Genomic DNA, 23,092 nt, shown 5'->3' with positions numbered 1-23,092 from the left:
GGGCGTCCTCGCCCTTGCCCGCTGAGCCGTCCCCCACCGCACCAGAGCCACTCCCCTGCCCTTCTCTCCTGTGAGGCATCATGCGCTGTGTCATCGCACCGCTTCCCGTTCTGCCGCCCGGAGACGGCGCCGCTCAGGCGGCGACCGTCACCCCGGGCCGGTCGAAGGAGTCCAGGGTCCGCGCGAAGTCACGGGTGGAGAGCAGCAGCTTGTAGATGATGGCGAGTTCGAAGACGAGCAGCAGGGCACCGGAGGCCAGGGCGACCGGCAGCACCGCGTCGCACAGCGGGCCGACGATGAAGACGCCCATCTGGAACTCGATGCCGCTGATCAGGTGCGGCCGGACGCGGTGGCGCAGCAGGAAGGAGCGCAGCCGCAGATAGGCGGGGAACTTGCGCCGGAACTCCTGCTGGAGGTCGACCACTTGGGCCTTCTTGGGCAGCGCCGCGCCTTCCTCCGGCTCTTCGGCCTCGCGGTGGGCCAGGCCGGTCTCCGGGTGGACCGGTCCGGCCTCCGGGTGGATCCGCTCCGACTGCTCGGCCGCGGCGGCCGCCGCCTTGCCGAGGTCCTGCTCGATGTCGGCCTCGGGGTTGTCGCGGAGCAGGTCCTCCATGAAGGCGAGCGAGTCCGCGTCCTGGGCGCGGCGGGCCTCCCTGATGCGCGACTTGATCTGCTTGCGCATCGTGTGGCGGGTCTTGAAGATCTCCAGGGAGTTGATGTAGCGCAGCCCGTCGAGGAAGACGACCACGGCGGCGAGCCAGATGTAGCGGGTCTCCCCGGTGCGGTTGTACTGCCCGGCCGCGAGGGCCAGCGCGCAGGCCATCACCCGGATCCGGTCGAAGACGAAGTCCAGCCAGGCGCCGAACACCGAGCCCTGGCCGGTGAGCCGGGCGACCTTGCCGTCCATGCAGTCGAGCAGGAAGCTCAGGTGGTAGACGAGGGCGCCCGCGATCAGCCAGCGCCAGTCACCGAGCAGGAAGAATCCGGCCGAGACCAGGCCGAGCAGGAAGGCGCCCCAGGTGATCTGGTTGGGCGTGATCCTGGTGCGCAGGGCGACCTGGCGGACCAGGGGGGTGGCCAGTGGGTCGACGAGCATCACTGTCCACCACGCGTCCCGCTTCTTCTGTGTGAGGCGGCGCACTTCGGCGAGGGGGGGTATGTCTTGGCGCATGCTCTGCTTCCCGGCGTTCGAATGGAATTCACCTCACGCTAGAAAGCGGTTCACCGAAGGTACAAGAGCGTGCCCGTACAACCCTTTCCCCGTGCAACATGTCGTACGGGGTGAGCGTGGTCCCTAGGGTTTTCCCAACCGAGCCTCGTTACCCCAGCGTTATGTCTTGATCCTTCCGTGACGCGATCTCCCCGCTCGCTGCACAGAAACGAGGCAACCGGGCGCCCGGGCAAGGGAGTTCAGCCTCCGCGGACACCCGGGGCCCTTACCGCAGTTCGGCCTCGATCAGATCGGCGGCGCGCGAGGTGCCGCCCTCGGCCGCGGTCTGCTTGCTCAATTCCGCAAGCCGCCGGGCGACCTCGGGGTCGTGGGCGAGGGCGAGCACGGCCTCCCGCAGCGCCTCCGGGGTCACCTCCGCCATCGGCAGATGACGTGCCACGCCGAGACCTTGCAGGATGTCGGCGTTGCCGAACTGGTCGACGGCCTGCGGTACGGCCACCATCGGCGTCCGGGTGGCGATGCCCTCCTGGCTGCCGCCCGCGCCCGCGTGGGTGACGAAGGCGTCGGCCTGTTCCAGTACGGAGAGCTGGGGCACCCAGGAGTGGACCTCGATGTTGTCCGGGATCTCCCCGAGCTCCTCCGGCCTGACGAACTTGCCGATCTGGAGCACCACATGCCAGCCGGGCAGCGCGCCGAAGGCCTCGACGCAGTCGCGGTAGAAGGCCGGCTGCTTGGTGAAGCTCGAACCGAGCGAGACGAGGAGGACGTTCTCCGCGTCGGCCGGACGCCGCCAGGCTGTCTCCGCCCGGCGGCCGCCGCAGGTGCCGACGAAGGTGTAGACGCTCTCGTCCACCCGGTCCGCCTCGGGCTGGAGCGCCTTGGGGATGAGCGCGAGGCAGCGGTCCGGGCGGCCCATGAAGCGTTCGACGTCGATGTCCAGGCCGTTCTCCCGCAGCCAGCCCTCGAAGGTCTGGTAGAAGGCGCGGCCGCGCTCGGTCTGCTTGAGCGGTTCGAAGGTGGGCCTGCCGACCTCCTCCTCGTACCCCTCCCAGGCGACCAGATTCGGCGAGAGCTGGACGATCGGCACCGACCAGCGGTGGGCGAGCACCCGGGCCGGGTAGGCGGTGATGTCGTAGAGGATCAGATCGGGGCGGTCCTCTCCGTAGGCCTCGATGAGCTGGGGCAGGGCCTGGACGGCGTCGGCGAGGAAGGGCTCGATGTTGTCGATCAGCTCGGTGCCCCAGGCGTCGGGGTCCTCGTCGGTCGGCAGGGTGGAGTTCCACAGCACGGGCTCGGCGCCGGTCTCGGCCACCCGCTCGGCGAACTGAGGCGGGATCGCGTAGGTCACGCGGTGGCCGCGGGCGACCAGCTCCCGGATCACCTCCAGGCTCGGGTTCACATGCCCGAGCGCGGCGATGGAGAACATGGCGATATGGGCGGGCTTGATCCCTGGGGCAATCATGCGGCCACCATAAAGCGAGACGAAACGTCTCGTCCACTCGATTATTCGGCGCGTACGGTCCGGGCCGGCACGACGGGAGCACCCAGCCCGGCGCGGCCGACTACGGACCACCGGCACCCGGCACCCGCCCCAGCCCCCCCCCTCAGCGCTGATAGCGCGCGAGCACCAGATTCCCGTCGTCCTCCAGGCGGGCCTTGAGTTCCCGGAGGCCGATGGCGCCGCTGAAGAACTCCTGGAAGGCGGGGGTCGCCACCTTGTCCTTCCACTCCGGGTAGCCGCGCACGGTCTGCGCGGGCGCGGGGCTCAACTGCCGGGCCAGGGCGGTGCCGAGGGACCAGTCGTGCTTGCGGGTGTGCAGGGCGGGGTCGGCGAGGGCCGTGGTGCCGGTCGGCAGCATCCAGTCGCCGCGGGCGAGCCGGACCATGTTCGGGGGCCGCAGGAAGAAGTCGATGAAGGCCATCGCCTCCTTCTTGTGCGGGCTGTCCTCGGCGATGGAGAGGGTCTGCGGACTGACCCCCTGGGCGAGCCCCGCGCTGCCGGCCGGGGCGGGCAGCACCTGCCAGTCGAAGCCCTTCGGTGCCTGCTGGACGACCTGCTGCCGGAAGGAGAAGCCGAGCGGGACCATGGCGTACCTGCCGCCGAAGAAACCGGGCAGCGTGTCCGAGGCGCTCATGCCGAGGGTGCTCCCGCCGGCGCTGCGGTCGCTGTTCACCTGGGCCCGCACGGTACGCGGCATGACCTGGTCCCCGGCCTCGAAGCGGACCTCCGCCTTGCCCTCGGCGTCCCGGTGGAACATTCGGCCGCCCGAGGAGAGCCCGAGGTTGAGGGTGGCCGAGACCGGCTCCTTCAGCGGCCAGGCCACCCCGTAGCGCCCCTTGCCGGAGAGCCGCTCGGTGACCCGGCGGAACTCCGGCCAGCTCCAGGGCTTCTCCGGCGTCGGGATGCGCACCCCGGACTCGCGCAGCAGGCGGGAGTTGGCGAGCAGCACCCGCGGTTCCTGGAGGAAGGGCACCCCGTAGACGCCGTCCTGGAATGCGGTGGTGCGCCAACTGCGCGCGGGGATGTCCTCCTTGAGCCGCCGGGGCAGCAGCTTGCTCAGGTCGGCGAGGTAGCCCCCGTAGGCGAAGTCGGCGAGGTCGTCGGAGGAGTCGTGGACGATGTCCGGTGCCTCGCCGCCCTCGAAGGAGGTGAGCAGCTGGTCGTGGATGGTGTCCCAGTTTCCCTGGACGTACTCGACCTGCACCTTCGGATGGCGGGCGTTCCACTCCTCGACCAGCTTCTTGTTGATCTCCACGGACTCCTGCTGCCAGGCGAGCGACTGGAAGCGGAGCCGGACCACCCCGTCGTCGCCGCCGTCGCCGTCCGAGGAGCAGCCGGTGAGCAGCAGCGCGAGGACGGTCAGGAGCGCGGCGGCGAGCCGGGCGAGGACCGGGACACGGCGGGCGCGGGAGGTGCGGCGGGCGGGCGTCGGCTGCTCGGTCATCAGCTCTTCACCGCCCCGGTGAGCATGCCGCTGGTGAGGCGGCGCTGGATCAGGGCGAAGACGAGCAGGGAGGGCAGCGTGGCGAGCAGCGCGGCGGCGGCCAGCGGGCCGAGGTCGGCGACGCCCTCGGCGCCCAGGAAGTGGGTGAGGACCACGGGCAGGGTCTGTTTCTCCGGGGACTTGAGCAGGACCAGGGCGAAGAAGAACTCGTTCCAGGCGCTGATGAAGGCGAAGAGCGCGGTGGCCACGATCCCGGGGGCGAGCAGCGGTGCCGTCACCGAGACCAGGGTGCGCAGCCGCCCGGCGCCGTCCATCGCCGCCGCCTCCTCCAGCTCGACCGGGACCGCGCGGACGTAGCCCATCAGCATCCACAGCGCGAAGGGCAGCGCCCAGACCACGTAGACCACGATCAGGCCGGGGACGGAGTCGATCAGCCGCAGGTTCTTCAGGATCAGGAAGAGCGGGATGATGATCAGGACGAACGGGAAGGCCTGGCTGACGATCACCCAGCCGGTCGCCGCGCGGGAGAAGAGCCCCGGGCGGCGGGCGAGCACATAGGCCATCGGCGTGGCGAGGAGCACCGCGAGCACCGCCGCGGAGACCGCCGCCACCAGGGAGTTGAGGGCGGCGTCCAGCAGCGGCTGCTCGTCGAAGGCCTGCCGGAAGTTGTCCAGGGTGGGGTGGTGCGGGATCCAGGTGGGGTGCAGGCTGCTCAGCTCCCGCGGCGGCTTGAAGGCCGTGGAGAGCAGCCAGAGGAAGGGCACCGCGAGGAAGAGCAGATAGCCGAGCAGGGCGAGGTACTGCGCCGCCCGTCCCGGCCCCGAGGTCCGCAGTCCGCTCATCGCTGCTCGCCTCCCCGCAGCCGTCCGGCCAGCCGCACCGCGAGCACCAGGGCGATCACGCCGACCATGGCGCAGCCCATCGCGGCCGCGTAGCCGTACTGGCCGTAGCGGAAGGCCTCCTCGTAGGCGAAGAGCATGGGCAGCCTGGTCCGTCCGCCGGGTCCGCCGCTGGTCAGGACGTAGACCAGGGCGAAGGAGTTGAAGTTCCAGATGAAGTTGAGCGCGGTGATCGCGAGGGCGACCGGGCGCAGCGCGGGCCAGGTCACGGTGCGGAAGCGGCGCCAGGCGCCGGCCCCGTCGACGGCCGCCGCCTCGTGCAGTTCGCGCGGGGTGTTCTGGAGCCCGGCGAGCAGGGCGACCGTGGTCTGCGGCATGCCCGCCCAGACGCCGACCACGATGACGGCGGGCAGGGCGGTGCCGAGGCCGGTCAGCCAGTCGTGGCCGCTGCCGAGGTGCAGATCGCGCAGGGTCTCGTTGAGGATGCCCGCGTCGGGCTGGTAGATCAGCCGCCACATGATGCCGACGACGACCTCGGGCATGGCCCAGGGGATGATCGCGAGCGCCCGGGCCAGCCAGCGCAGCCGCAGGTCCTGGTTGAGCAGCAGGGCGAGACCGAGGGCGAGCAGGAACTGCGGAACCGTTACGCCCACGGCCCAGACGAGCCCGATGCGGAAGGACTCCCAGAAGAGGCTGTCCTCGGCCAGATCCCGGAAGTTGAGCAGCCCGATCCACTGGGTGGCGCTGGTGCGGCCCGACTGGGCGTCGGTGAAGGCGAGGCCGATCCCGTAGGCGAGCGGGGCGACGCTCAGCACCAGGATCGGGATGAGGGCCGGGAGCACCAGGAACCAGGCGCCGAAGTCGGCGGGGCCGCGCCGGTCGGGGCGCGGCTTGTTCGCGGACCGCTGCAGCGCGGTCGACGGCGTCACGGAATCGGCTCCTTCGGGGCGGCTCGGGAAAATCGGCCGCCCCGGACGGGGGATCCGCCCGACGGCACGACGTCATGGTCCTGATGGGCCGCCCCGGCGTCAAGGCAGCGCGCGTGCTCACCTCGGAGAGGGACGACCAGCGGGAATGCCAGACTGGGCCGAGGACGAGGTGCGGGTGCGGTGAAGGGGCCGGTGGATGGACGAGAAGAGGGCGCGGGAAGTCCTCGCGGCGGCCGGGGTGCTGCCCGGGGACGCGGGGCGGGCGCGCCTGCTGGCGCTCGGCGAGAACGCGGTCTTCGCCGCGGACGCGCTGGTGGTGAAGGTCGGCCGCAGCGCCGAACTCCTGGAGCGGGCCGAGCGCGAACTGCGGGTCGCCGCCTGGCTGGCCGGGCGCGGGGTGCCCGCGGTCCGCGCCGCCCGCGAGGAGGCGCTGCTCGTCGAGGGGCACCCGGTGACGGTCTGGCACGGCCTCGGCGAGGCTGTACGGCCCGCCGAACCCGCCGACCTCGCGGTGCTGCTGCGCCGGGTGCACGCCCTGGGGGCACCGGAGTTCGCTCTGCCGCGGCGCGAACTCCTCGGCGGGGTGGAGCGCTGGCTGCGGCTCGCCGGGGACGCCGTCGACCCGGCGGACGCGGCCTATCTGCGGGCCCGGCGGGACGAGTTCGCCGCCGCCGCGGGCGCGCTCGCCCCGCGGCTGGACCCGGGCCCGATCCACGGGGACGCGCTGCCGCGCAATGTGCACATCGGCCCCGGGGGACCGGTCCTGGTCGACCTGGAGACCTTCTCCTTGGACCTGCGCGAACACGACCTGGTCGTCCTCGCGCTCAGCCGCGACCGGTACGGACTGCCCGCCGAGGCCTACGACTCCTTTGTCCGCGCCTACGGCTGGGACGTACGGGAGTGGGAGGGCTGCGCGGTCCTGCGCGGCGCCCGCGAGACCGCGAGCTGCGCCTGGGTGGCCCAGCACGCCCCGGCCAACCCCGGGGCGCTGGCCGAGTTCCGCCGCCGGGTGGACTCGCTGCGCGAGGGGGACACCTCGGTGCGGTGGTATCCCTTCTGAGGTCCAGGACACCTCCGGGCGGGGCCCGTGCCCTCTTCGCGCGCCCCTCTTCCCATGTCCTCCTCTGTCTTCCTCGCTGCCCCTCCTCGCACGGCGAGCAGCGCCCGCCGACCGCAGGAGACCGTCCCTCCGACCGGCCCGGATGCCCCGGTCAGACCGTCTCGGACTCCCCCGCCGGTTCGCGCAGCGGCCAGACCCCGTCGACCACGGCGTCCTGCTCGCCCTGGCGGCGCAGGAACCGCTGGAAATCGGCGGCCAGTTCGGCGGCCCAGCCGATCTGGCTGCGGTGCAGCTCGGCGGCGGAGAGCTCGGCGACCTTGGGGTGGCGTTCGGCGACGGCGCAGGCCAGCCGGGCGGCGGCCAGGGCGTCCGCGGTGGCGTCGTGGGCGGCGTCGAGCCGTATGCCGTACTCGGTGCAGACGGCTTCCAGCTTGCGTTTTCCGCGGCGGTAGCGGTCCACGTACCGGTCGATGGTGTACGGGTCGAGGACCGGGGCCGGCTCCGTGCCGAGGCGTTCGCGCAGCGAGGGCAGCCCGTGGCGGCGCAACTCGGCGGCGAGCAGGGTGAGGTCGAAGGCGGCGTTGTACGCGACGACCGGGATGCCCGCGCGCCAGGAGGCGGTGAGCACCTCGGCGATCGCGTCGGCCACCTGGTCCGGCGGGGCGCCCTGGGCCGCCTGCTCGTCGGTGATGCCGTGCACCGCGGCGGCCTCGGCCGGTATCGGCACGCCCGGATCGGCCAGCCACTCGCGGCGGCCCAGGACTTCACCGGCGCGGAACTCGACGACGGCGCCGGTGACGATGCGCGCGCGGTGCGGATCGGTACCCGTGGTCTCCAGGTCGAAGCCGTGGACGAGCTCGCGGAACCAGGCCATGGGACCCCCTTCTCGATGGTGCGTTTCCCCCAGTGACCTCACGATCCCATGCGCCACTGACATCGCGGATCGAGGCATTCCGGTACGCCGGTGAGGGGCCGCGCGTGCCCGGGTGCCGGTCGCCGCCGGTTCAGGAGACCGGCCGCGAATCACCCCAGGCCAGCTCGAACTCCTCGCGGTAGGTGTCGAAGAGGCCGCTCTCCCCCGCTTCCGCCGGTTCCGGGTGGCGCACCACCCGGCCGCCGCCGCGCAGGACGAGCACCGGCGCCTCCATGCCCCGGGTGCGCCGAAGGTACGACTGCACCACCGCGATGCCGTCCGCGCCGTCGCCGTCGACCAGGTAGGCGGTGAAGCGCGGGGTCTCGTCGAAGACATGTATCTCGAAGGCCCCCGGATCGCGCAGCCGCGAGCGGACCCGGCGCATATGCAGGATGTTGGTCTCCACCGCGCGGCTCAACTCCCCGCGTTTCATGCCCAGTTCGCGTTCGCGGCGCTTGACCGCGCTGCTCGCCGGGTTGAGGAAGACCAGGCGGATCCGGCAGCCGGACTCCGCGAGCCGCACCAGGCGGCGCCCGGAGAAGTTCTGGCTGAGCAGATTGAGGCCGATGCCGATGGCGTCCAGCCGCCGGGCGCCGCCGAAGATGTCCTCGGCCGGGAAGTTGCGCAGCAGCCGCACCCGGTCCGCGTGCACCCCGACGACATCGCCGTAGCGGTCCCCGACGAGTTCCTCCACGGCGTCCACCGGCAGGCGGCGGGCCGAGGGCACCTCGGAACCGGTGCCGAGTATCTCCAGGAGCCGGGAGGCGGCGCGTTCGGCCTGGGCGAGCACCGTGACGGAGAGCGCCCGGTTGCGGGAGACCACATTGCGGGTGACCTCCAGCTCGTCCAGGGCCAGTTCCACGGTGCGCCGGTCGTCGAAGTACGGCTCGAAGCAGGGCCAGTGCTGCACCATCAGCTCCCGCAGCTGGGGCAGCGTCAGAAAGCTCACCACGTTGTCGTCCGCGGGGTCGAGCAGATAGCCCTTGCGGCGGGACACCTCGCGCACCGCGACGGCGCGCTGCACCCACTCCTGGCCCGCCGGACCCGCGGCGGCGACCACCCAGTCCTCGCCGTGCACCGGTTCGTAGACGGGCCGCAGCACCGCGGCGACCACGGCCCTGAGCCGCTGTTCGACGAGGTTCAGCCAGATGTAGGCCCGCCCCGCGCGCTGGGCTCTGGTGCGGACCTCGCTCCAGTCCTCGGACCCCCAGTCCAGCTCGGCGCCGATCTCCATGGGCCGTGCCAAGGACACCGCTCCGGGTGGGACCTCTGCCGTCCCTCCCTCCTGGCCGCTCTCGCCAGGCGGAAGTTCCAGCCCTCCCGAGCTCACGTGCTTACCGCCTTCCCCACCCCCGCGTACTCCCCCGTTCAACGATCAAGGAGGGTACTCCGCAAGAAGGCGCCGACGCAGCCGGATGCGCGGGAGATTTCCCAACCATCCTTGCTCACACGGGAGTTCTGCGCGAATCGAGGTCGGCGGCGGTGCCTGGTGCGCTGGTCAGCGGCCCGGCGCCCCCTGCCGCGAGCCCCGTGTCCCGCAACGCGCGCCCCGTACCCGCAGCGAAGGTCCTAGGTGGCCCGCCGCCTTTCGGGAAGACTCGGAGCAGGTGTCCCCAGCCGGGGGCCGGTAGCGGAAGAGTCGTCATCCATGCAGGTATGGCCTGGTCAGGCATATCCCCTCGGTGCCACGTACGACGGCGCCGGCACCAACTTCGCCCTCTTCTCCGAGGCCGCCCACCGCGTCGAGCTGTGCCTCGTGCACGACGACGGCTCGGAGACCGCGGTGGAGATGCGCGAGACGGACGCCTTCGTACGGCACGCCTATCTGCCCGGGATCATGCCCGGGCAGCGGTACGGCTTCCGGGTGCACGGACCCTACGAACCCGGGCGCGGTCAGCGCTGCAACTCCGCCAAGCTCCTCCTGGACCCCTACGCGAAGGCGGTCAGCGGCTCGGTCAGCTGGGGCGAGGAGGTCTACGGCTACCACTTCCGGGCACCCGAGCGGCGCAACGACCTGGACTCCGCCCCGCACACCATGACCTCGGTGGTGGTCAACCCGTACTTCGACTGGGGCGACGACCGCGCGCCCCGCACCGACTACCACCGCACCGTCATCTACGAGGCCCACGTCAAGGGCCTGACGATGCGTCACCCCGCCCTCCCCGAGGAGCTGCGCGGCACCTACGCCGCCCTCGCCCACCCGGCGATCCTGGAGCACCTGACCGAGCTGGGGGTGACCGCGATCGAGCTGATGCCGGTGCACCAGTTCGTCAACGACCACCGCCTGGTCGACATGGGCCTCAACAACTACTGGGGCTACAACACCATCGGCTTCTTCGCCCCGCACAACGCCTACGCCTCCTGGGGCGACCGCGGCCAGCAGGTGCTGGAGTTCAAGTCCGCGGTACGGGCCCTGCACGAGGCGGGCATCGAGGTCATCCTGGACGTGGTCTACAACCACACCGCGGAGGGCAACCACCTCGGGCCCACCCTCTCCTTCAAGGGCCTCGACAACTCCTCGTACTACCGCCTGGCGGAGGACCCGCGCTACTACACGGACACCACCGGCACCGGAAACTCGCTGCTGATGCGCTCCCCGCACGTACTGCAACTGATCATGGACTCGCTGCGGTACTGGGTCACCGAGATGCATGTGGACGGCTTCCGCTTCGACCTCGCGGCGACGCTGGCCCGGCAGTTCCACGAGGTGGACCGGCTGTCCTCGTTCTTCGACCTGGTGCAGCAGGACCCGGTGGTCTCCCAGGTGAAGCTGATCGCCGAGCCCTGGGACGTCGGCGAGGGCGGCTACCAGGTCGGCAACTTCCCGCCGCTGTGGACCGAGTGGAACGGCAAGTACCGGGACACGGTGCGCGACCTGTGGCGGGGCGAGCCGCGCACCCTGGCCGAGTTCGCCTCCCGGCTGACCGGCTCCTCCGACCTCTACCAGGACGACGGGCGGCGCCCGCTCGCCTCCATCAACTTCGTGACCTGCCACGACGGTTTCACCCTGCACGACCTGGTCTCCTACGACGAGAAGCACAACGAGGCCAACGGCGAGGACAACCGGGACGGCGAGAGCCACAACCGCTCCTGGAACTGCGGGGCGGAGGGGCCGACCGAGGACAAGGAGATCCTCGGCCTGCGGGAGCGGCAGATGCGCAATTTCATCGCCACCCTGATGCTCTCCCAGGGCGTGCCGATGATCTCGCACGGGGACGAGTTCGCCCGCAGCCAGCAGGGCAACAACAACGCCTACTGCCAGGACAACGCCCTGTCCTGGCTGGAGTGGCCGAAGGACGCCGCCGAACGCCTGCTCTTCCTGCGGGCCATGGTGTGGCTGCGCCGGGACCACCCGGTCTTCCGGCGGCGGCGCTTCTTCCACGGCAGGCCGGTCGAGGGCACCCACGACGAGCTGTCGGACATCGTCTGGTTCACCCCCGAGGGCGAGGAGATGACCCCGCGCGACTGGAGCGAGGCGACCGCGAGCGCGCTGACCGTCTTCCTCAACGGCAACGCCATCTCCGAGCCCGGCCCGCGCGGCGAGCGGATCACCGACGACTCCTTCCTGCTCCTCTTCAACGCCTCCCCCCAACCGCTGGAGTTCCAGGTACCGGTGCTGCACGGCCCCGAGTGGCGGATCGTGGTGGACACCGCCCGCCGGGACCCGGTGCCGCCGGGCTCGGCCTCCGAGGTGGCGGCGGGCGAGCGGCTCACCCTGATCGACCGCAGCCTGACCGTGCTCCAGCGCCCGGCCTGAGCACCGGCGGGCGGTGCAGTCGGGGGCCCTTCGGCGCGGGAGCGACAGCGGGGGCGCCGGGGCGGGTACGTAACGGTGCATGACCTCCCTGCGCCCGAAGCCCCCGGTGCCCGTGCCCACCGCCACCTACCGCCTCCAGCTCCAGCCCGGCTTCCCCTTCGCGGCGGCCGAGGCGGCCGTGCCCCGGCTCGCCGCGCTCGGGGTCTCCCATCTGCATCTGTCACCGGTCCTGGAGGCGGTGCCGGGCTCCACGCACGGCTACGACGTGGTGGACCACTCCCGGGTGCGCGGGGAACTCGGCGGCGAGGCGGGGCTGCGGGCGCTCTCCGCGCGGGCCCGGGAGCACGGCCTCGGCCTGGTCCTGGACCTGGTGCCCAACCACATGGCGGCCTCGCCGCGCCACAACCGGCAGCTGTGGGACGTACTGCGCGAGGGACCGGCCGCCGCGCACGCACACTGGTTCGACATCGACTGGGAGGCGGGGGGCGGCCGGGTACTGCTGCCCGTACTCGGCGGCCCGCTCGGCGGCGAGCTGGACCGACTGCGCGTGGACGGCGAGGAGTTGCGCTACCACGAGCACCGCTTCCCGCTGCGGCCCGGCACCGCGGGGCTGCCGCTGCCCGAACTGCTGGACGCCCAGTGGTACCGGCTCGGCTGGTGGCGGCTGGCCAGGACCGAGCTCAACTACCGCCGCTTCTTCACCATCGCCGAGCTGATCGGGATCCGGGTGGAGGACCCCGGCGTCTTCGCGGCCACCCATGCCAAGATCCTCGAACTCCTCGCGGACGGCGTCGCGGACGGCCTGCGCATCGACCACCCGGACGGGCTCGCCGACCCGGCCGGCTATCTGGCCCGGCTCGACGAGGCAAGCGGCGGGCGCTGGACGGTGGTGGAGAAGATCCTCGCCGACGGGGAGCGCCTGCCCGGGAACTGGCGGGTCGCGGGCACCACCGGCTACGACGCCCTGCGGCACCTGGACGGGGTGCTCACCGACCCGGCCGGTGCCCGTGAACTCGCCGCCCGCTTCCGGGAGTTCGCGGCGCCCGCGCCCGACCTCGGCGGCGACTTCGAGGCGACCGCGCGCCGTGCCGCGCACGAGGTCCTCGGCCACGACCTGGCCGCCGAGACCGCCCGGCTGACCCGCGACTGCGTCCGCCTGTGCGCCCGCGATCCCCGGCTGCGCGACCACGCCCCCTGGGCCCTGGCCACCGCCCTGCACGAACTCCTGGTCCGCGTACCGGTCTACCGCCCCTACCCGGGCGGCGACCCGGCGTCGGTACTGACCGCCGAGGCCGCCGCGGACGCCGCCGCCGCCTTCGAGGTCGCGGAGGAGGCGGGCGCGGTCGAGGCGGTACGCGGGCTGCTGCTGGGGGAGTTCGGCGGAGACGGGGGCGGCGGTACGGGCGAGGGCGTGGGGGGCGCGGGCGAGGGTGACGGCCGGGCGGGCGCGGACGGCGTGGGCGCGGACGAGGACACGGGCGCGGGTGAGGACCGTGTGGGTGACGGCCGTGCCGAAGTGGCCGCCTTCGCGGCGCGGTTCGCGCAGACCGCCTCCGCGCTGCGCGCCAAGTCGATCGAGGACCGAGCCTTCTACCGGTACGTGCCGCTGCTCAGCGCCGACGAGGTGGGCGGGGAACCGGGCGCCCCCGCGCTCGGCCCCGAGGCCTTCCACGCCTACTGCGCCCGGCTCCAGCGGGACTGGCCGCTGACCGGGACCGTGCTCTCCACCCACGACACCAAGCGCAGCGCCGATGTCCGCGCGGCGATCTCGGTCCTCGCGCAGTGCCCGGGCCGGTGGGCGGAACTCCTCGGCGAGCTGACCGCCCTGACGGCGCGCACCGGCGTACCGGCCCCCGACCACCTGGTCGCCTGGGCCGGGTGGCAGACCGCGCTCGGGCTCGGCGTACCGGAGGTCGGCCGGCTGCGGGAGGCCCTGCTCAAGCATGTGCGGGAGGCGGGGCTGCGCACGACGTGGACGGAGCCGGACGCGGCCTACGAGACGGCGGTCGCGGACTTCGTGGCGGCCGGTCCCGGCGGCCCGGCCGGGAAGGCGCTGGCGGAGTTCGGCGCGGGGCTGCGCCCGTTTGTGGAGGCCCAGATCCTCGCGGCGACACTGCTCCAGCTGACCATGCCCGGGGTGCCCGACCTGTACCAGGGCACCGAGTACCCGTACCGCGCCCTGGTGGACCCCGACAACCGGGCGCCGCTCGCGGCCGAACCCGACGACGGAGACGAGGAGACGGGTGAACTGCCCGCCCTGAAACGGCAGTTGACCGTGGCGGCGCTTCAACTGCGCCGCCGCAGGCCGGAGCTCTTCGGCACCGGGGGCTCGTACGCACCGCTGGCCGCGCGGGGCCCCGCGGCCGGACACTGCCTGGCGTTCACCCGGGGCGGGGCGGTGCTGAGCGCGGTGACGCGACTGCCGCTGCGGCTCGCGGAGGAGGGCGGCTGGGACGGGACGGTGCTCCAACTGCCGCCGGGGCGCTGGCGGGACGTATGCGCCCCGGAGCTGCGCCACGAGGGGCGGCTGCCGGTGGCGGAGCTGTTCGCGAGGCGGCCCTTCGCGCTCCTGGAACGGGAGGAGCCGGGTCGGGAGGAAGCGGGCCGGGAGGAGACAAGCGGGGGCTGAGCAGAGCCGGAACCGGACGGAACGGAACGATCGCTTCCGGGTTGCGTTCATTGAGTTCCCGGCGGGGAGGGCGAGTTCAGGATCCGGCGGTGGCACAGACCGCAGGCGCCTGCGGCTCGGCGGGCGGCGGGGCGTCTTCCTGCGGGGACCGTCGAGAGGTCCGGATCGTCCCTCGGCGCGGGGGCGCGTGCGGCTCGCCGCTGCCTTCAGGGAGTGCACTCACCACCCCCGAAAGAGGCACTTCCGCGTCCATTGACGGAAGGCGGGACGGCGGTAATCTCATGCCACGCCGGGCAGGGCCGCGCCCCGCACTCCCCCCACTCCCCCACCGTCCGGCCCCGTCCTCCCCTGGACGGGCGCGGACCCCACCGGCCTCCGCGCACCACGCAAGCCGTCTGAGCACCCTCCCGTCACAGGCCCCCCAGGCCTCCCCCCACTCCTCACGGAACAGAGGTCCTCATGAAGCAGCGTTCCCGCACACGGTTCCCCGGACGGCGGCTCGGCCGCCCCGCCGCGGGTGCCCTCCTCGGCCTCGCCCTGCTCGCGGTGCCGCAGTCGGCCCTGGCCGCACCCGCCCCGGTCGGGGCCGCCGCCCCCGCGGCGAGGGCGGAGGACGGGCTCGACGACCCGGCCAAGAAGGACATCGCCATGCAGCTGGTGTCCAGCGCCGAGAACTCCTCGCTCGACTGGCGCGCCCAGTACCCGTACATCGAGGACATCGGCGACGGCCGCGGCTACACGGCGGGCATCATCGGCTTCTGCTCGGGCACCGGCGACATGCTCGAACTGGTCGAGCGGCACGCCCAGGAGGAGCCGGACAGCGTCCTCGCGCCCTATCTGCCCGCCCTGCGCGCGGTCAACGGCACCGACTCCCACGAGGGCCTCGGCTCCGCCTTCGAGGCCGACTGGGCGAAGGCCGCGGGCGAGGAGTCCTTCCAGCGCACCCAGGACGCCGAGCGCGACCGCGTCTACTTCGACCCGGCCGTGGCGCAGGGCAAGAGCGACCAGGTCGGTACGCTCGGCCAGTTCATCTACTACGACGCCATCGTCATGCACGGCCCCGGCGAGGGCGGCACCAGCTTCGGCGGCATCCGCGCCCGCGCCCTCGACCAGGCCGCACCGCCCTCCGAGGGCGGCGACGAGACCGCCTGGCTGCACGCCTTCCTCGACGCCCGCGTCTGGGCGATGGAGCAGGAGGAGGCCCACTCGGACACCAGCCGGGTGGACACCGCCCAGCGCAGGTTCCTCGACGCGGGCAACCTCGCGCTGGACACTCCCCTGGACTGGCAGGTCTACGGCGACAGTTACCACATCGACTAGACCCGCCCCGCACGTGGAGCCCGGCCCGCACCCCGCCCCGCGGCCGGGCTCCACTGCTTTCCCTCTCCGGTTCTCCCTCTCCGGTTCTCTCCGGTCTCCTGGGCCGGGACCACCCCCGGCGAGAAGGCCGTCTACGACCGGGCCCGTACCGATCCGCGGGCCTGACGGACACCCCGGACAGCCGCCTTGACAGTGGCCGGGCCGCGTGGGGTACTGCCTGCGTCCGGGCGGCAGACGGGGGTGAGTCACCTGAGTGGAAAGCGCTATCCCAATGTGACGGAACTGATCGCCGCGGCACGGGAGTTGACGGCCGAGCGGCCCTCGCTGAGCACCCTGCGGCAGGTCGGCACCTCCCGCGGCGGACGCCCGATGCACCTGCTGTCGATAGGCCGGGCCCGGCAGTCGGTCCTGGTCGTCGCGGGCGCCCACGCCAACGAGCCCACCGGCGGTTCCACCGTGCTCGAACTGGCCCGCCGGACCCTGGCCGACCCGGCGCTGCGGGCCGCCCGCTCCTGGCACTTCCTGCTCTGCGCCGACCCGGACGGCGCCCATCTGCACCGCAGCCCGGCGCCCCGCTCTCTGCACGACTACCACCGGCACTTCTTCCGCCCCGCGGGTCCCGAGCAGCCCGAGTGGTCGCCCTCGGTGCTGCCCCCGGACCGGCTGCCGCCGGAGACCCGGACGCTGACCGCGGTCATCGACCAGGTGCGCCCGTACCTCCAGGTCTCCCTGCACGGCACCGATCTGGGCGGCAGCTGGGTGCAGCTCACCAAGGACATCCCGGGCCTCGCCGAGCCCTTCGCCAAGTCGGCCGCCGCGCTGCACATCCCGGTGGAGACCGGGGCCTCGGACGCGGCGGGCTGGCCCGCCTCCGGGCCAGGGGTCCATGTGATGCCGCAGCCGGACGCCGAGGCCGCCTTCCCCAGCCTGCCGGAGGACGCCCGCGCCAGCACCTGGCACCACGCGCACCGCTACGGCGGCCTCACCGCGATCGTCGAGGTGCCGATGTGGGCCAGCGACCTGGTCGACGACCCGGCCCCGCACCCGGCGCCGGAGAGCGCGCTGCGGGAGACCGCCGCCCGGCTGCGGCACGAGACGGGCCTGGTGGAGGAGATCCTCGCCGAGGCGCTGCCCCGGCTACCCGGACCGCCGGGCCCGCTGCTGCGCGGCGCGCGCTGGGCGCTCGATCTGGCGCCGGGTCTCGCCGCGGACTGGGCCGGGACCGAGGCGCCCGGGGCGACGGTGGCGTACATCGGCAGCATCGACGCCTTCGGGCGCCGGCTGCCGCTGCGGGCCGGGGCCATGCTGCTGCGGGTGCTGCGGGCGGCCGAGGACCCGGCTCAGGCGCGCCTCGAAGCACTGGTCGGCGGCTGGTGCGAGGCCTTCGCGCGCCGGTTCCGGGCCCGCTGGGTACCGCTGGCCTCCCAGGTGGAGCACCAGTCCCGCACGGTCCTGGTGGCGGCCAGGCAGGCGGCACCGGCGGCCTGAACCGCCTTCGTACGTACGGGAGTCGGGCCGGGCGGCGGAGGGCGGTCAGCTCGCGGAGAGGCGGAAGGACATCTGGCCGAAGCTCACCTGGTCGCCCTCCTGGACCACCGCGGCCCCGATGACCCGGCGGCCGTTCACGCAGGTGCCGTTGCTCGAACCGAGGTCCCGCAGCACCCAGATGCCGCCCTGTCGGATCAGCTCCGCGTGCACCCGGGAGACCGTCTCGTGGCTCAGCCGCAGGCCGTTGCCCGGCTCGCGCCCTATCCGCAGCGGCTCGTGCGTGGGGGCGGCGGGCAGCCGCAGCACCGGGAGCCGCTCGACCTGCCAGACCTTGCGCATCCGGGCGGTGAAGCCGGAGACCGCGCGCACCCCGCCGAACAGCGCCCGCTGGACCGGCCCCTCCCTGTCCGGTCCGCTCGTCAGATCCGCGGTGAGCGCGGCGAGTTCGTCGGGCCGCCGGGCGGCGAGGACGAGTTCCATGCGCCGGAGGAAGGTGTCATGGGAGAGCTTGCCGACGGCGGCACCCTCCCGGAGCGCCTGCAGCGCCTGGTCGCGCTCGGCGTCGGAGAGCCGCACGGGGACCGCGGGGAACTCGAAGGACGACGTCACATCCCGGATTGTCGATCAGCAGCGCCCGGGGTGTCCAGCAGGGCGCCGGGGTCGTCACACCCCGTACAGGTCCTTGACCAGCACGGACGGGGCATGAGGTGGACGAATCCGCGCGGCCGCCGCAGCAGCACTGTTACGGACGGCCGCCCGCGCCCCCATGGCGGCGAGCAGATCGGGCGACCCGGGGGCGCGGGGCCGCCTCCTGCCGCAGGATGGACGGGCGACATCACGGTGACTGTCAGAACGTCAGAACGTCAGAACGTCAGGACCGGCAGGGCAGAGACATCAGAGCTGTCAGAACTGTCAGAGCTTTCTGCGCAGGGCTGTCGGCACTTCCCGAAGGAGACGCGTCCGTGCAGTTCGAGGTGTGGGCACCGCAGGCCGCCGAGGTCACGCTGCACCTGTCGGGGGCGGAGCACGCCCTCGGCCCCGCCCCCGGGCGCCCGGGCTGGTGGGCCGGGCAGGCCCCGGCGCGCGACGGCGACCGCTACGGCTACGCCCTGGACGGCGGCCCCGTGCTGCCGGACCCGCGCTCGCGCCGCCAGCCGGACGGCCCCGACGGGCTCAGCGCGGTGGTCGACCACACCCGGCACACCTGGACGGCGCACCCGCCGGGCCGCGGGTTGCCGGGCGCCGTCCTCTACGAACTGCACGTGGGCACCTACACCCCCGAGGGCACCCTCGACGCGGCGGCCGGGCGGCTCGGGCACCTGGCCCGGCTCGGCGTCACACATGTGGAGCTGATGCCCCTCTGCCCCTTCCCCGGCCGCCACGGCTGGGGCTACGACGGGGTCGCGCTCTGGGCGGTGCACGAGCCCTACGGCGGCCCCGAGGCGCTGAAGCGCTTTGTCGACGCGGCGCACGCCGAGGGGCTCGGGGTGGTCCTCGACGTGGTCCACAACCATCTCGGTCCGGACGGCAACCACCTGCCCGCCTTCGGCCCGTACTTCACCGAGACCCACCACACCCCCTGGGGCGCGGCCGTGAACCTGGACGCCCCGGGTTCGGACGAGGTGCGGGACTTCCTCATCGGCAGCGCGCTCGCCTGGCTGCGCGACTACCGGCTCGACGGGCTGCGCCTGGACGCCGTGCACGCCCTGCACGACGACCGGGCCCTGCCCTTCCTCGAAGCGCTCGCCGAGGCGGTCGACGCGCTGGCCGCGGAGACCGGCAGGCCGCTCTTCCTGATCGCCGAGTCCGATCTCAACGACCCCCGGCTGATCCGCGCCCGCGGCGAGGGCGGCACCGGACTGCACGCCCAGTGGAACGACGACTTCCACCACGCCCTGCACACCGCCCTGACGGGTGAGTCCCAGGGCTACTACGCCGACTTCGCGAAGGCCCCGCTCGCCGCCCTCACCAAGTGCCTGACCGGCGGCTTCTTCCACGACGGCACGTACTCCAGCTTCCGGGGGCGCCGCCACGGCAGGCCGCTGGACCGCGAGCGGGTCTCGGCGCACCGGCTGCTCGGCTACGCCCAGACCCACGACCAGATCGGCAACCGGGCCCTCGGCGACCGGCTGGCCGCGGGCCTGAGCCCCGGCCTCCTCGCCTGCGCGGCCACGCTGACCCTGACCGCGCCCTTCACCCCGATGCTGTTCATGGGCGAGGAGTGGGGTGCCGGTACGCCCTGGCAGTACTTCACCGACCACACCGACCCGGAGCTGGCCGAGGCCGTACGGCGCGGCAGGCGGCGGGAGTTCACCGCGCACGGCTGGGCCGAGGAGGAGGTCCCCGACCCCCAGGACCCGGCCACCCGCGCGCGCTCCTGCCTGGACTGGTCGGAGCCCGGACGGCGACCGCACTCCCGGCTGCTCGACTGGTACCGCACCCTGATCGCCCTGCGCCACCGGTACTCCGACCTCACCGACCCGGACCTGACCGCGCTGCGCCCCGCCTTCGACGAGGGGGCCCGCTGGCTCGCCTTCCGCCGCGGCGACCTGCGGATCGCGGTGAACCTCGGCCCGGAGCCCGCCGCCATCCCGCTCGGCCGGGGCCGCCCCCGGGTCCTCGCAGCCTGGGACCCCCTCGGCCCGCCCGACGAGGCAGGCGTGCTCACCCTGCCGGGCGAGTCCTGCGTGGTGCTCGGCCAGGCCTGAGCGCGGCCGCCGCCGCGGTGTGCCCGATGCTGGTTGTCAGGGAGCCGAGCCGGCACCGGACGGGGGCGGGCCGCGCGCCCGGCCCGGACGGACACGGCCGCCTCTCCGGGTCCCGCCCCCCGGTTCACGTCATGACGCCCGGTACCGCGGAGAGTTGCTGCTCGGTGCCGTTCTCGTGCCGCACCGTCAGCGGGACCCGCTTGCCCGGCTGCGCGCGGGTCACGGCGCGGGCGAGGTCCCCGGCCGAGCGGATCTCCCGGTCCCCGAACCGGATCAGGGTGTCGCCGCGCACCAGTCCCGCCGTATAGCCGGGCCCCGGCAGATGCACCCCGACAAGGAGCGCGCCCCTGCCGTCCGGGGCGTCCACCGCCTCGATGCCGAGCGTGGCGGGCTCCTTGCCGCGGCCCTCACCGGCCGAACTGCCCTCGCCCGCCTTGCCCTTGGCCCCTGCCCCGGTCTCGGCACCGGACTCCCGGCCGGGCGCGGGGGCTCCCTTCTCGCCGCCCTTGGCCTCGCCGGGGGCGGCTGCCCCGGGGGCCTGGGGCGCCCCGCCCGGGCCGCCGCCGGACTTCTGCATGTCGGCGAGCTTGCTCATCCCGATGACGGTGGCGCTCACCGTGCCGAGGCCGACCCCGGAGAGCACCAGAGCGGCGGCGGCCACCAGCCCCGCGAGCAGGGTGAACAGGCGCCGCCTGCGCCTGCGTACCGCTCCCGGCCGTCGGCCGCCGGTGGGGCCGGGCGCACCCCCGGAAACCCGGCCCCGTACGCCGGCGCCACGGCCGCGGGTCTTCTCGCCGGGCGTCTCACGGCCCGGCATCGGCTTGGGTCGCAAAGCAGTCTGTTCCATGTCTCGCCTCCGCCGGAGAACTACCCGCCGCCACCCCGCGCCACGATTCACGAACGGGTGATAACAGGCGGAAATCCGGCATCACGGCGGGCAGTTGCGCGGCGCCGGGCAGCAAGGTGGCCCGGACGCCCTCCCGCCAGGCATCCGGGCCACGTCCGTGCCGCCGGGGCCGCCGGTGTGCGGCGCCCCGGTCGGTTCACCCCGCCGGGGGCGCGGCCCGCCAGGCGAAGGGCAGGGCAGGGCCGGCCGGCAGGGAGTCCGCGCGGCGGGGCGCGGGGGTGCCGGCGCCGATGCCGTGCGAGAGGTACTCCTCCCGGTAGCGCCGGCACTCGCGGTGCCAGTGGAGGATGGCGGTCAGCCAGTTCTCCAGCTCCGTGACATACCCGGCGAGAACCTCGCGCGCCTCCTCGTCGAGGCCGAAGTCCTCGTAGAGCACGGGCAGTTCGTGCTCCACCACATGCCGGAACTGGCGCAGCCTGCCCTGCATCAGATCGTGGACGAGGGCCACACCGGTGGCGTAGTCGCAGTCGAAGAAGTTCTGCACCACGAGGACGCCGTTGTGCACCTCGCCGTCGTACTCGATCTCCTTCTGGTACGAGAACAGGTCGTTGAGCAGGCAGGCGTAGTCCATCGCCGCGTTGACGAGCGAGCGCATCGGGCCGCTGGCGTAGATCTCGTCGGGTACGCGCTTGCCGTGCGAGATGCGCGAGAGGCTGGTCGTCATCTCGGAGCCGAAGGTGTCCCTGCGCATCTCGATGTAGTCGACCGGGTCCGGGATGCGGTGCTGGATCTCGTTGGACACCTCCCACAGCCAGCCGTCGAGCATGGCCACCACGCCGTCGCGGAACAGGGCGCGGCCCTCGGGCGGCATGGGCCCCGCGGTGCGCGACCAGAGGTCGGCGAGGGCGCGTTCCAGGGCGTTGGCCTGCGGGGCGGCGAGCGCCGCCTCCGGTTCGTCCACGACCATCAGGGCCTTCAGGCGCTCGGTGGCGAGCCGGGCGCCCGCGAAGTCGCCGGTACGGGCGTACAGCGCCGGGTACCAGTCGTCGCCGTAGGTGCCCCAGGCCAGCCAGGCGGAGCCGAGGTCGAGGTCCTTCTGGTCGGCGTCCGGATAGATCCCGGCGGCGCACAGCGCCAGGTCGTAGCGGTCGAGGGCGGCCTGGTCCCACAGGCCCTCGCGGGTGATGCCGGTGGCGCGCGCCCAGTCGGCCAGATGGTCCCGGGCGGTGGGCAGCAGGGGGCTCAGCCGCAGTTCGTAGCCGGTCTCGAAGTCGGGGATCTGCGAGGGGCCGACGCGCTGGTGGGGCACGTGCGCGTGGTTGCGCAGCCGCCGGGCGCTCGCCGGGGAGAGCAGTGAGCGCACCGCGGCGGCCGAGGTGCCGAGGCCGGTCGGCCCGGCCGGCGGCGAACTCTCGCGCACCGCGCCCTCGTTCATGTAGCGGCTGGAGCGCAGATGCCATTCGTGGCCGCCCGACTGCCAGTCCTGCAGGCCCTTCACATAGGCCGCGACCGCCGCGTACTCTCCCGGGTCGAGCGCGCTCTCGGCGCACTGCGCGGGCAGTTCGGTCAGCGCGGTGGCCTCGAACTGCTGGAGCCGGGAGGTGATCAGGTCGTTGACGGCGTCGGCGGCCTCCTGCGTCGTACAGCCGAGGAAGGTCTCCAGGACCAGGACACCGTTGCTGAGTTCGCCCTCGTCCTGGACCTCGCGCTGGTAGGAGAAGAGGTCGTTGCGCAGATGGACGCCGTCGGAGAAGGCGTCGCGGAGCACCCGCAGCGGGCGGGAGCGGGCGATCCGGGCGGGGACCTCGGCGGTGGCGTACTCAACGAGACCGGCGGACCAGGGCGCGCCGCCCACCTTGCGGCGCATCTCGATGTACTCGACCGGGTTGGCGATCCGGCCCTCGTTGATGTTGGAGAGCTCCCAGTCGGACTCGTTGAGCAGGTTCCTGGTCGACTCGGCGAAGCGGTCCCGCCAGGCCGCGGACATCGCGGGCACGGTACGGGTCCACAGATCGGCGAGCCCGGCCTCGACCGGGTTCTGCGGCTCGGGCATCGGCGTGGCGAGGTCCATCGGCATGAAGCGGGCCAGGCGGTCGAGGTGCGCCTTGCCGGCCGCGCGGTCCTGGCTGCGCTTGAAGAGTTCCAGGAAGTGGTCGTCGAAGAAGAAGACCCACACGTACCAGTCGGTGACCAGGGAGAGCGCGGGCCCGTCGCAGTCCGGGTGGGTGTACGCGCACAGGAGCGCGTAGTCGTGGGCTTCGAGGTCGGCGGTGTCCCAGACGCCGGAGCCCTCCAGCATCCCCCTCTCCCGCGCCCAGTCGGCGCTGTGCGCCCGGGCCTCCTCCAGGTGCGGATTGAGCTGGGCGGGATACGGCAGGTAGAAGTCCGGCAGAACGAACGGCTGCGTCATGGCCGGGCCCTACCCGGGGCCCCGCGGCGCCATCCGGGACGGCCGCCAGGATCGCCCCTTCGCGTGAACATGGCAC

The 23,092-nt window shown here is 73.2% G+C and carries 16 protein-coding genes; 6 read left to right on the top strand and 10 right to left on the bottom strand.

Annotation, left to right across the window (positions count from 1 at the left end):
• Positions 1 to 133: 133 nt before the first annotated feature.
• The 5 genes from HFV08_RS25315 to HFV08_RS25295 form a co-directional block, all read right to left on the bottom strand.
• Entirely contained in the window at positions 134 to 1,171 is a 1,038-nt protein-coding gene (locus HFV08_RS25315) for a CDP-alcohol phosphatidyltransferase family protein (protein WP_168542787.1), read from the bottom strand.
• Positions 1,172 to 1,436: 265 nt separating this feature from the next.
• Positions 1,437 to 2,633, bottom strand: a complete 1,197-nt coding sequence (mgt, locus tag HFV08_RS25310; protein ID WP_168542786.1) for a macrolide-inactivating glycosyltransferase — start codon at positions 2,631 to 2,633, stop codon at positions 1,437 to 1,439.
• A gap of 142 nt (positions 2,634 to 2,775) precedes the next feature.
• On the bottom strand, positions 2,776 to 4,116 hold the full coding sequence (locus HFV08_RS25305) for an extracellular solute-binding protein (RefSeq protein WP_168542785.1): 1,341 nt from the start codon (positions 4,114 to 4,116) through the stop codon (positions 2,776 to 2,778).
• The gene (locus tag HFV08_RS25300) at positions 4,116 to 4,949 is read right to left on the bottom strand and encodes a carbohydrate ABC transporter permease (RefSeq protein ID WP_168542832.1); all 834 of its coding nucleotides are present in this window, start codon (positions 4,947 to 4,949) and stop codon (positions 4,116 to 4,118) included. Before HFV08_RS25300 ends, HFV08_RS25305 begins: the two co-directional genes overlap by 1 nt.
• A gap of 5 nt (positions 4,950 to 4,954) precedes the next feature.
• Positions 4,955 to 5,866, bottom strand: coding sequence for a carbohydrate ABC transporter permease (locus HFV08_RS25295; RefSeq protein WP_210430770.1), 912 nt, complete (start codon positions 5,864 to 5,866; stop codon positions 4,955 to 4,957).
• Positions 5,867 to 6,080: 214 nt separating this feature from the next.
• Between HFV08_RS25295 and HFV08_RS25290 the strand changes: the two genes are divergently transcribed.
• On the top strand, positions 6,081 to 6,944 hold the full coding sequence (locus HFV08_RS25290; protein WP_168542783.1) for a phosphotransferase enzyme family protein: 864 nt from the start codon (positions 6,081 to 6,083) through the stop codon (positions 6,942 to 6,944).
• Between the two features lie 151 nt (positions 6,945 to 7,095).
• On the opposite strand, the gene HFV08_RS25285 is transcribed toward HFV08_RS25290, so the two are convergent.
• Positions 7,096 to 7,818 (bottom strand): exonuclease domain-containing protein, encoded by a 723-nt coding sequence (locus HFV08_RS25285; RefSeq protein WP_168542782.1) that lies wholly within the window; start codon positions 7,816 to 7,818, stop codon positions 7,096 to 7,098.
• Between the two features lie 130 nt (positions 7,819 to 7,948).
• The gene (locus tag HFV08_RS25280; RefSeq protein WP_040246526.1) at positions 7,949 to 9,187 is read right to left on the bottom strand and encodes a DUF5919 domain-containing protein; all 1,239 of its coding nucleotides are present in this window, start codon (positions 9,185 to 9,187) and stop codon (positions 7,949 to 7,951) included.
• 318 nt (positions 9,188 to 9,505) lie between these two features.
• On the opposite strand from HFV08_RS25280, the gene glgX reads away from it, so the two are divergent.
• The 4 genes from glgX to HFV08_RS25260 all read left to right on the top strand — a co-directional run bounded on the left by glgX (position 9,506) and on the right by HFV08_RS25260 (position 17,051).
• Entirely contained in the window at positions 9,506 to 11,614 is a 2,109-nt protein-coding gene (gene glgX / locus HFV08_RS25275; RefSeq protein WP_168542781.1) for a glycogen debranching protein GlgX, read from the top strand.
• A 79-nt stretch (positions 11,615 to 11,693) separates the two neighbouring features.
• Entirely contained in the window at positions 11,694 to 14,243 is a 2,550-nt protein-coding gene (treY, locus tag HFV08_RS25270) for a malto-oligosyltrehalose synthase (RefSeq protein ID WP_168542780.1), read from the top strand.
• Between the two features lie 459 nt (positions 14,244 to 14,702).
• Positions 14,703 to 15,563, top strand: a complete 861-nt coding sequence (locus HFV08_RS25265) for a chitosanase (RefSeq protein WP_168542779.1) — start codon at positions 14,703 to 14,705, stop codon at positions 15,561 to 15,563.
• Between the two features lie 273 nt (positions 15,564 to 15,836).
• Positions 15,837 to 17,051, top strand: a complete 1,215-nt coding sequence (locus HFV08_RS25260; RefSeq protein ID WP_168542778.1) for a M14 family zinc carboxypeptidase — start codon at positions 15,837 to 15,839, stop codon at positions 17,049 to 17,051.
• A gap of 45 nt (positions 17,052 to 17,096) precedes the next feature.
• Here HFV08_RS25260 and HFV08_RS25255 read toward each other — a convergent pair whose 3' ends face one another.
• Positions 17,097 to 17,660 (bottom strand): FHA domain-containing protein, encoded by a 564-nt coding sequence (locus tag HFV08_RS25255; protein ID WP_168542777.1) that lies wholly within the window; start codon positions 17,658 to 17,660, stop codon positions 17,097 to 17,099.
• A 353-nt stretch (positions 17,661 to 18,013) separates the two neighbouring features.
• On the opposite strand from HFV08_RS25255, the gene treZ reads away from it, so the two are divergent.
• On the top strand, positions 18,014 to 19,759 hold the full coding sequence (treZ, locus tag HFV08_RS25250; RefSeq protein WP_168542776.1) for a malto-oligosyltrehalose trehalohydrolase: 1,746 nt from the start codon (positions 18,014 to 18,016) through the stop codon (positions 19,757 to 19,759).
• 124 nt (positions 19,760 to 19,883) lie between these two features.
• Here the strand turns inward: treZ and HFV08_RS25245 are convergent, their stop codons facing one another.
• Entirely contained in the window at positions 19,884 to 20,606 is a 723-nt protein-coding gene (locus tag HFV08_RS25245; protein WP_168542775.1) for a PDZ domain-containing protein, read from the bottom strand.
• A gap of 196 nt (positions 20,607 to 20,802) precedes the next feature.
• On the bottom strand, positions 20,803 to 23,016 hold the full coding sequence (locus tag HFV08_RS25240; protein WP_246342043.1) for a terpene synthase family protein: 2,214 nt from the start codon (positions 23,014 to 23,016) through the stop codon (positions 20,803 to 20,805).
• Between the last annotated feature and the right edge of the window lie 76 nt (positions 23,017 to 23,092).

Source organism: Streptomyces physcomitrii, from assembly GCF_012273655.1.
Classification (GTDB): domain Bacteria; phylum Actinomycetota; class Actinomycetes; order Streptomycetales; family Streptomycetaceae; genus Streptomyces; species Streptomyces physcomitrii.
Note: the sequence above shows the minus strand (reverse complement) of the source record. Positions and strands in the feature narration are given on the sequence as shown.

Coding starts and splice junctions, on each gene's coding strand:
- HFV08_RS25265 (WP_168542779.1), top strand. CDS start 14,703: ATGAAGCAGCGTTCCCGCACACGGTTCCCCGGACGGCGGCTCGGCCGC.
- HFV08_RS25305 (WP_168542785.1), bottom strand. CDS start 4,116: ATGACCGAGCAGCCGACGCCCGCCCGCCGCACCTCCCGCGCCCGCCGT.
- HFV08_RS25245 (WP_168542775.1), bottom strand. CDS start 20,606: ATGGAACAGACTGCTTTGCGACCCAAGCCGATGCCGGGCCGTGAGACG.
- treY (WP_168542780.1), top strand. CDS start 11,694: ATGACCTCCCTGCGCCCGAAGCCCCCGGTGCCCGTGCCCACCGCCACC.
- mgt (WP_168542786.1), bottom strand. CDS start 2,633: ATGATTGCCCCAGGGATCAAGCCCGCCCATATCGCCATGTTCTCCATC.
- HFV08_RS25240 (WP_246342043.1), bottom strand. CDS start 23,016: ATGACGCAGCCGTTCGTTCTGCCGGACTTCTACCTGCCGTATCCCGCC.
- HFV08_RS25285 (WP_168542782.1), bottom strand. CDS start 7,818: ATGGCCTGGTTCCGCGAGCTCGTCCACGGCTTCGACCTGGAGACCACG.
- HFV08_RS25290 (WP_168542783.1), top strand. CDS start 6,081: ATGGACGAGAAGAGGGCGCGGGAAGTCCTCGCGGCGGCCGGGGTGCTG.
- HFV08_RS25315 (WP_168542787.1), bottom strand. CDS start 1,171: ATGCGCCAAGACATACCCCCCCTCGCCGAAGTGCGCCGCCTCACACAG.
- glgX (WP_168542781.1), top strand. CDS start 9,506: ATGCAGGTATGGCCTGGTCAGGCATATCCCCTCGGTGCCACGTACGAC.